Source organism: Streptomyces sp. NPDC050704, from assembly GCF_040654355.1.
GTDB lineage: Bacteria > Actinomycetota > Actinomycetes > Streptomycetales > Streptomycetaceae > Streptomyces.
Window position 1 is genome coordinate 22,082 of record NZ_JBFAHW010000131.1, and the last position, 6,404, is coordinate 28,485.

At 70.3% G+C, this 6,404-nt stretch carries 7 protein-coding genes; 4 read left to right on the plus strand and 3 right to left on the minus strand.

Annotated elements, in window-relative coordinates; all coding sequences use genetic code 11:
- Positions 1 to 55: 55 nt before the first annotated feature.
- Complete coding sequence (locus AB0I18_RS44115) at positions 56 to 676, minus strand: chorismate mutase (protein WP_363111430.1); 621 nt, start codon at positions 674 to 676, stop codon at positions 56 to 58.
- A 296-nt stretch (positions 677 to 972) separates the two neighbouring features.
- On the opposite strand from AB0I18_RS44115, the gene AB0I18_RS44120 reads away from it, so the two are divergent.
- Positions 973 to 2,916 (plus strand): AMP-dependent synthetase/ligase, encoded by a 1,944-nt coding sequence (locus AB0I18_RS44120; RefSeq protein WP_363111431.1) that lies wholly within the window; start codon positions 973 to 975, stop codon positions 2,914 to 2,916.
- Between the two features lie 81 nt (positions 2,917 to 2,997).
- Here the strand turns inward: AB0I18_RS44120 and AB0I18_RS44125 are convergent, their stop codons facing one another.
- Both AB0I18_RS44125 and AB0I18_RS44130 read right to left on the minus strand, forming a co-directional pair.
- Positions 2,998 to 3,408: a rodlin gene (locus tag AB0I18_RS44125; RefSeq protein ID WP_363111432.1), complete on the minus strand. Its 411-nt coding sequence runs from the start codon at positions 3,406 to 3,408 to the stop codon at positions 2,998 to 3,000.
- A gap of 207 nt (positions 3,409 to 3,615) precedes the next feature.
- The gene (locus AB0I18_RS44130) at positions 3,616 to 4,029 is read right to left on the minus strand and encodes a rodlin (protein ID WP_363111433.1); all 414 of its coding nucleotides are present in this window, start codon (positions 4,027 to 4,029) and stop codon (positions 3,616 to 3,618) included.
- A gap of 248 nt (positions 4,030 to 4,277) precedes the next feature.
- Here AB0I18_RS44130 and AB0I18_RS44135 point away from each other — a divergent pair, with 248 nt between their 5' ends.
- From AB0I18_RS44135 to AB0I18_RS44145, 3 genes are all read left to right on the plus strand, one after another.
- Entirely contained in the window at positions 4,278 to 4,691 is a 414-nt protein-coding gene (locus AB0I18_RS44135; RefSeq protein ID WP_363111434.1) for a rodlin, read from the plus strand.
- A gap of 334 nt (positions 4,692 to 5,025) precedes the next feature.
- On the plus strand, positions 5,026 to 5,283 hold the full coding sequence (locus AB0I18_RS44140; protein WP_363111435.1) for a chaplin: 258 nt from the start codon (positions 5,026 to 5,028) through the stop codon (positions 5,281 to 5,283).
- 124 nt (positions 5,284 to 5,407) lie between these two features.
- On the plus strand, positions 5,408 to 6,268 hold the full coding sequence (locus AB0I18_RS44145) for a chaplin (RefSeq protein ID WP_363111436.1): 861 nt from the start codon (positions 5,408 to 5,410) through the stop codon (positions 6,266 to 6,268).
- Positions 6,269 to 6,404: the final 136 nt, after the last annotated feature.

Below are 6,404 nucleotides of genomic sequence, written 5' to 3' on the forward strand. Positions count from 1 at the left end.
ACCACCCGGGACGCACAACTCCCTTTCCGCCACCACCGAATCAGCCGGCCGCCGGTCAGTCGTCGCAGACCGACGGCAGCGCGCGCCCGAGCCCCTCCAGATGCAGGACGTCCAGCTGGTGCTCGTAGGCGGACAGCGCGGCCGCGGCGTACAGGCGCGGCTCGCAGGAGGCGTTGGCGCGCGCCGGCGCCGTCTCCTGGAGCGCGGCCAGGAGCTGCGTGGTGATCCGGTCGAGCGCCGGGCGCACCTCCTTCGCCAGGTCGGGGCGCTCGGTGGGCCGCTCGTCGGGGTGGGCGTCCCAGCGTGCGTACAGGCCGCGCTGCACCAGCTTGTTCGCCTCGATCTGGTCGCGGAAGACGGCCGTCACGGAGTCGGGGTCGAGCCCGAGCCCGACGGCCCGCGCGGCGACGTCGTCCAGGATCAGCCGTTCGCGCGCCGGATCGTCGATGGGCAGGTCCGTGCCGTACTTGGCCGCCGCCACCTTGTCGGCCAGCAGCAGCCGCTCCGCGAACAGCTCGGTCAGCGGTGTGAGCCCGGCGGCGAGGCCGATGCCGTGTGCGGGGGCGGTGTGCGCGACGGCCGGCGTCTGCGCCGCGGCGGGCACCGCGCTGGAGACGGCCGAGGCGGCGACCACGGCGGCGGTGAGGAAGACGGACCGGAGGCGGTGGGGGCGCACGGGGTTCCCTTCGAGAGTTTCGGGAGGAGGTCGACGGCGGACGGATAGCGGTCGGACGTAGGTCGGACGGCGCCGGACCGTCGCCCCGCGCCATGCAGCAACGTATCGACGGCCGGCGCGGCCGGCACGCCCGGGTCCCTCTCCTGGAGCCGGAGGCCGCGGCGGAACGGATCGTCGCCTGACGTGTACGTGGCGATCCGAAATCCCCAAGTCGGTTGAAAATTCCCTACGCATGAGTAAGTTGACCCGAGAGTAAGTACGAGCCGCCGCAACGCGAGCCGCGACCGGGAGCCGTCATGGGTGTCCGCAGGGACCTGAAACAGGCGAAGAAGCGCACCGACCTGACGGACCGCGCCAGGGTCGAGATCACCAAGGACGACCAGGGCGTCGTCCGCGAGGCACGCACGCCGGTCCTCGCCCCGAGAATCGCCACCGGCAGCATCGCCGACCTGCCCTTCACCAACGCGGCCGAGGCCCCCGACGCGGTGGTGCTGCGCCGCGCGGACCACGGCAGCTGGCTCCCGGTGACGGCGGCCGCCTTCGCCGACGAAGTCACCGCCGTGGCCAAGGGGTTGATCGCGGCGGGGCTCGAACCGGGCGGCCGGGTCGCGGTCATGTCCCGTACTCGCTACGAGTGGACGGTCCTCGACTTCGCGATCTGGGCCGCGGGCGGCCGGACCGTCCCCGTCTACCCGACGTCCTCCGCCGAGCAGATCGAGTGGATCGTCCAGGACTCGGGCACCCGCTTCGTCGTCGCCGAGACCCCGGAGAACGCGCAGGCCGTCACCACCGCCACGGCCCACCACCCCGAACCCGTGCGTCTGTGGCACCTCGACGCGGGGGCGATCGCCGAACTGACCGCCCAGGGCCGTGACGTCCCCGACGAGGAGGTCACCAAGCGCCGCACCGCCCTGACCCCCGACACCCCCGCGACGATCTGCTACACCTCAGGCACCACCGGCCGGCCCAAGGGCTGCGTCCTCACCCACGCCAACCTGCACGCCGAGGCCGCGAACACGGTCGAGCTCCTGCACCCCATCTTCAAAGAAATCACCGGCCAGCTCGCCTCGACCCTCCTCTTCCTCCCCCTCGCCCACATCCTGGGCCGCACCATCCAGATCGCCTGCCTGATGGCCCGCATCGAGCTCGGCCACTTCCCGAGCATCAAACCGGACGAACTCCGGCCCGCCCTACGGGAGTTCCGCCCCACCTTCCTGGTCGGTGTCCCGTACCTCTTCGAGAAGATCCACGGCGCCGGCCGCGCCACCGCCGAGCGGATCGGCCGCGGCGCCTCCTTCGAGCGCGCCCACCGCATCGGCGTCCGCTTCGGAAAGGCGCACCTCGACAGGTTCCTCGGCCAGGGCAAGGGCCCGGGCCCTGGCCTGTACGCCGCCTGGGCCCTGTACGACCTGCTGGTCTACCGCCGCATCCGCAAGGAAATCGGCGGCCGCACGCGCTACGCCATCAGCGGCGGCTCCCCGCTCGACCGCGACCTCAACCTTTTCTTCTACGCCGCCGGGATCATCGTCTACGAGGGCTACGGCCTGACGGAGACCACCGCCGCGGCAACCATCGTCCCGCCCCTGCACCCCCGCCCCGGCACGGTCGGCCTCCCCGTCCCCGGCACGGCGATCCGCATCGCCGACGACGGCGAGGTCCTCATCGAGGGCGGCGTGGTCTTCGGCGCGTACTGGAACGAGCCGGCCGCGACCGACGCCGTCCTCGCCGACGACTGGTTCGCCACGGGTGACCTCGGCTCACTCGACGAGGACGGCTACCTCACCATCACCGGCCGCAAGAAGGACATCCTCGTCACCTCCGGCGGCAAGAACGTGTCCCCCGCCGTCCTGGAGGACCGGCTGCGCAGCCGCCCCCCGGTCGGCCAGTGCGTCGTCGTCGGCGACAACCGTGCGTTCGTCGCCGCCCTGATCACCCTGGACCGCGAGGACGTCACCCACTGGCTCTACGTCCGCGGGATGTCCGCGGACACCCCGATGTCCGAGCTGGTACGCGACCCGCGGATGCGCGCCGAGGTCCAGCAGGTCGTGGACTACGCGAACCAGGCGGTCTCCCGGGCCGAGTCGATCCGCGAGTTCACCTTGGTCGAGGGCGAGTTCACCGAGGACAACGGCCTGCTCACGCCGTCCCTGAAGGTCAAGCGCCATGCGGTGACGGAGGCGTACGGGGACGAGATCGAGGCGCTCTACAGCGGCCGGAGCGGCCCTCGAAGCGGCACCTGAACCTGGGCGGCGCCCGAACCCGGGCATGAGAACAGCGGGCCACCCGCGAAGGGTGACCCGCTGTCCGCGCCGCGAAAGAGATCAGCTGTTGCTGGCGCCGTTGCCGGACAGCACCGGGATGTTGCTCAGGATGTGCGAGAGGGGCTCGTCACCCTTGGCCTGGGTGGAGTTCTCGGTGCACTGCTGGTTCTGCGGGGCCGAGAGGATCGGCACGTCCTGGAGGACGGTGACCGGAACAGCGCCGACGACCGAGCCCACGTTGGCCTTGACCGGCAGACCGATACACGGCTTGTTCAGCGTGCCCTGGACCAGCGAGAGCTGGGGGCTCATGTCACCGTGCGTGGCCTGGTTGCCGTACTTCTGGACCGAGCCGTTGCCGTTGGCGGTGGTGACGCCCTCGTCGTTGCCGATCGCCAGCGCCTGGGGCGCGGCGACAGCCGACATACCGGCGACGGAGGCGGCAATCGCGGCGGTCGCCCACAGCTTCTTCATGTTCGTTCCCTTTCGGAGTGCGGACTCCGGTGCGGAGCCGCGTGATGATCAACAACGAGGTGGCCGGTGTGGTTGCGGGATGTGCCCCGAACGGCCCACCGGCTTGCCGGGGGCCGGAGGTGACGCGCCGTCGCCGCTGCCGTCGTGGAGGTGGCAGCGGCAGCGGGCCGCCGGGAGACCCGGCGGCCCGCTGTGCGCGGCGGCGGATCAGCTGCGGTCGGCGCCGTTGCCGGAGAGCACCGGGATGTTCTGCAGGATGTGCGAGAGGGGCTCGTCACCCTTGGCCTGGGTGGAGTTCTCGGTGCACTGCTGGTTCTGCGGGGCCGAGAGGATCGGCACGTCCTGGAGGACCGTGACCGGAACCAGGCCGGCGACCGAGCCGACGTTCAGCTTGGCCGGCAGGCCGATGCAGGGCTTGTTCAGCGAGCCCTGGACGAGCGCCATCTGCGGGCTCATGTTGCCGTACGTCGACTGATTGCCGTAGATCTGCGCGGCGTGGTTGCCGTTGGCGGTGGTGACGCCACCGTCGTTGCCGATCGCCAGCGCCTGGGGCGCGGCGGCAGCCGAGACACCGGCGACGGAAGCGGCGACCGCCGCAGCAGCCATAACCTTCTTGATCACTTGCTGATCCCTTCTGGAGTAACCCCGTCCACCGGAGCGACCTGCACAACTGGCTCCGGCCCGCATGGTTGCTCCTATTCACTCCAATGGCCCCTTTGGACGGCATGCTCAGCACGTCCGCGCGCGAGATATCCGTGAATTGCGGGCCGCGAACGGTCCAATCGGGTGAATCCACGAAACCAATCCCGCCGCCCCCGGTTGATGCGGGAGCAGGAATGTATGTGTCCGCCAGGAAAGGACCCGGAGAAATGTTCAAGAAGGCAATGGCCGCGGCGGCGGTCGCCGCTTCCGTCGTCGGTGTCTCGGCGGCGGCCGCCCCTCAGGCGCTGGCCATCGGCAACGACGAGGGCGTCACCACCGCCAACGGCAACCACTCCGAGCAGGCGTACGGCAACGCCAAGACCCACGGCAAGATGAGCCCCCAGCTCTCGCTGGTCCAGGGCTCGCTGAACAAGCTCTGTGTCGGCCTGCCCGCCAAGGCCAACGTGGGTTCCGTCGTCGGCGTGGTGCCGGTCACCGTCCTCCAGGACGTGCCGGTCCTGTCGGCCCCGCAGAACCAGCAGTGCGCCGAGAACTCCACCCAGGCCAAGGGTGACGAGCCCCTCTCGCACATCCTGAGCAACATCCCGGTGCTCTCCGGCAACGGCGCCGACCGCAGCTGATCCGCCGTCACCAAGGCCGCTCGGGCCGCCCCGGTGCTTTTCGCACGGAGGCTGCCCGAGCGCTTTGGATATTGTTTTCCGGTCCTGTTCTCCGCTCCTGTTCTCCGCCGGTTCCGCCCGGCGTTTCTTCCTGCTGGTTCTTCATGCCGGCTCTTCTGGTTTCTTCTTGTGGAGTGACGTTTCTCCGTGGAGCCCGCGCGGGGCGTTCGAGTGAATTCCCGGATATCCGCACCTTCTGTAGTTTCTTCGTCGCCCTTTCCCTCGTTCTACAGCCCGCAGGTCATGGTGCGAGCCGTTCATGCTGAGCTCGTCCGGTTTCGGCCGTCATAGGGGCATGACCGCAGAGAAAGGGAAGTACGTGAAGCTCAAGAAGAGTGCCGCCGTCATCGCCGGCGCGATCATGGCCATGGGTATGGCCGCCCCGGCCTTTGCCGACTCCGAGGCCAAGGGTGCCGCCGTGGGTTCGCCCGGTGTCCTCTCGGGCAACGTGATCCAGGTTCCCGTCCACGTTCCCGTCAACGTGTGCGGCAACTCGATCAACGTGATCGGTCTGCTGAACCCGGCGTTCGGCAACACCTGCGTCAACGACTGACGTAACGCACCGGCCAATCGGCTGTGCACGCCGGCCTTGGATCGCCCTCTGGGTGCCAAGGCCGGCTTTTCCCACTTCTACCAGCAGGAGGACAACGAGATTGCGCCAGACCCTGAGCAGGGGAATGGTCGCGGCAGCCGCCGCGACGAGCATCTTGTCCCTGTACGGCTCCCCGGCGTTCGCCGACTCGAACACCAACGGGGTAACAGCGGACTCACCCGGCGTTCTGTCCGGCAACAACGTGCAGGCCCCGGTGAACGTGCCGGTGAACGCCTGCGGCAACTCCGTGGACGTGGCCGCCGGACTCAACCCGGCGTTCGGCAACTCCTGCGCCAACACCGCGGGCAAGGGAAAGCACCGGAAGCCGGCCACGTCCCAGCACGGCGCGCCGTCCGGCTACGGCTCGGGCCACGGTGACGGCTCCGGCCACCACGGGCCCGGCCACCACCACGGCGGCTCCTTCGCGCACGGCGACACCCACGGTTCGCCCGGCGTCGGATCGGGCAACAACGGGCACGTGCCGGTCGACGTGCCGGTGAACGCCTGCGGCGACTCCGTGGACGTGATCGCCGCGCTCAACCCGGCCTTCGGCAACAAGTGCGACAAGGAGGACGGTCCGAAGGGCTACGGCGACGACACCCCGCCGACGAAGCCCCCGACGACCCCGCCCACGAAGCCGCCGACCACGCCGCCGACGACTCCTCCCACGAAGCCGCCGACGACCCCGCCCACCACGCCGCCGACGACTACGCCGCCGACGACAACCCCTCCCACCACCACTCCTCCGACGACAACCCCTCCCAGCACGACTCCTCCGACCACGACTCCTCCCACCACCACGCCTCCGGCCACGACCCCTCCGGGGAAGCCGGAGCTGCCGCACACCGGCAGTGACGGGCTGCTGGCGGCCTCGGCCGCCAGCGCCGGTCTGCTGATCGGCGGAGCCGTGCTGTACCGACGAGGCCGAGCCGCGGCCCACCGGTAGTGACGTCGGGTGCCGGACGCCCTGCGCCCGGCACCCGCGCTCTGAGAGCCTGTGTCTGAACCCCCGCCTGCGCCCCGACGCCCGGCACGCGCCCCCACCCTCGAACCGGCTTCGCTCGGCTCGGGCGGGGGGACCC

Excerpts from the sequence above, each read along its gene's own strand:
- AB0I18_RS44125 (WP_363111432.1), bottom strand. The coding sequence starts at position 3,408 with ATGAAGAAGCTGTGGGCGACCGCCGCGATTGCCGCCTCCGTCGCCGGT.
- AB0I18_RS44135 (WP_363111434.1), top strand. The coding sequence starts at position 4,278 with ATGTTCAAGAAGGCAATGGCCGCGGCGGCGGTCGCCGCTTCCGTCGTC.
- AB0I18_RS44145 (WP_363111436.1), top strand. The coding sequence starts at position 5,408 with ATGGTCGCGGCAGCCGCCGCGACGAGCATCTTGTCCCTGTACGGCTCC.
- AB0I18_RS44120 (WP_363111431.1), top strand. The coding sequence starts at position 973 with ATGGGTGTCCGCAGGGACCTGAAACAGGCGAAGAAGCGCACCGACCTG.
- AB0I18_RS44140 (WP_363111435.1), top strand. The coding sequence starts at position 5,026 with ATGACCGCAGAGAAAGGGAAGTACGTGAAGCTCAAGAAGAGTGCCGCC.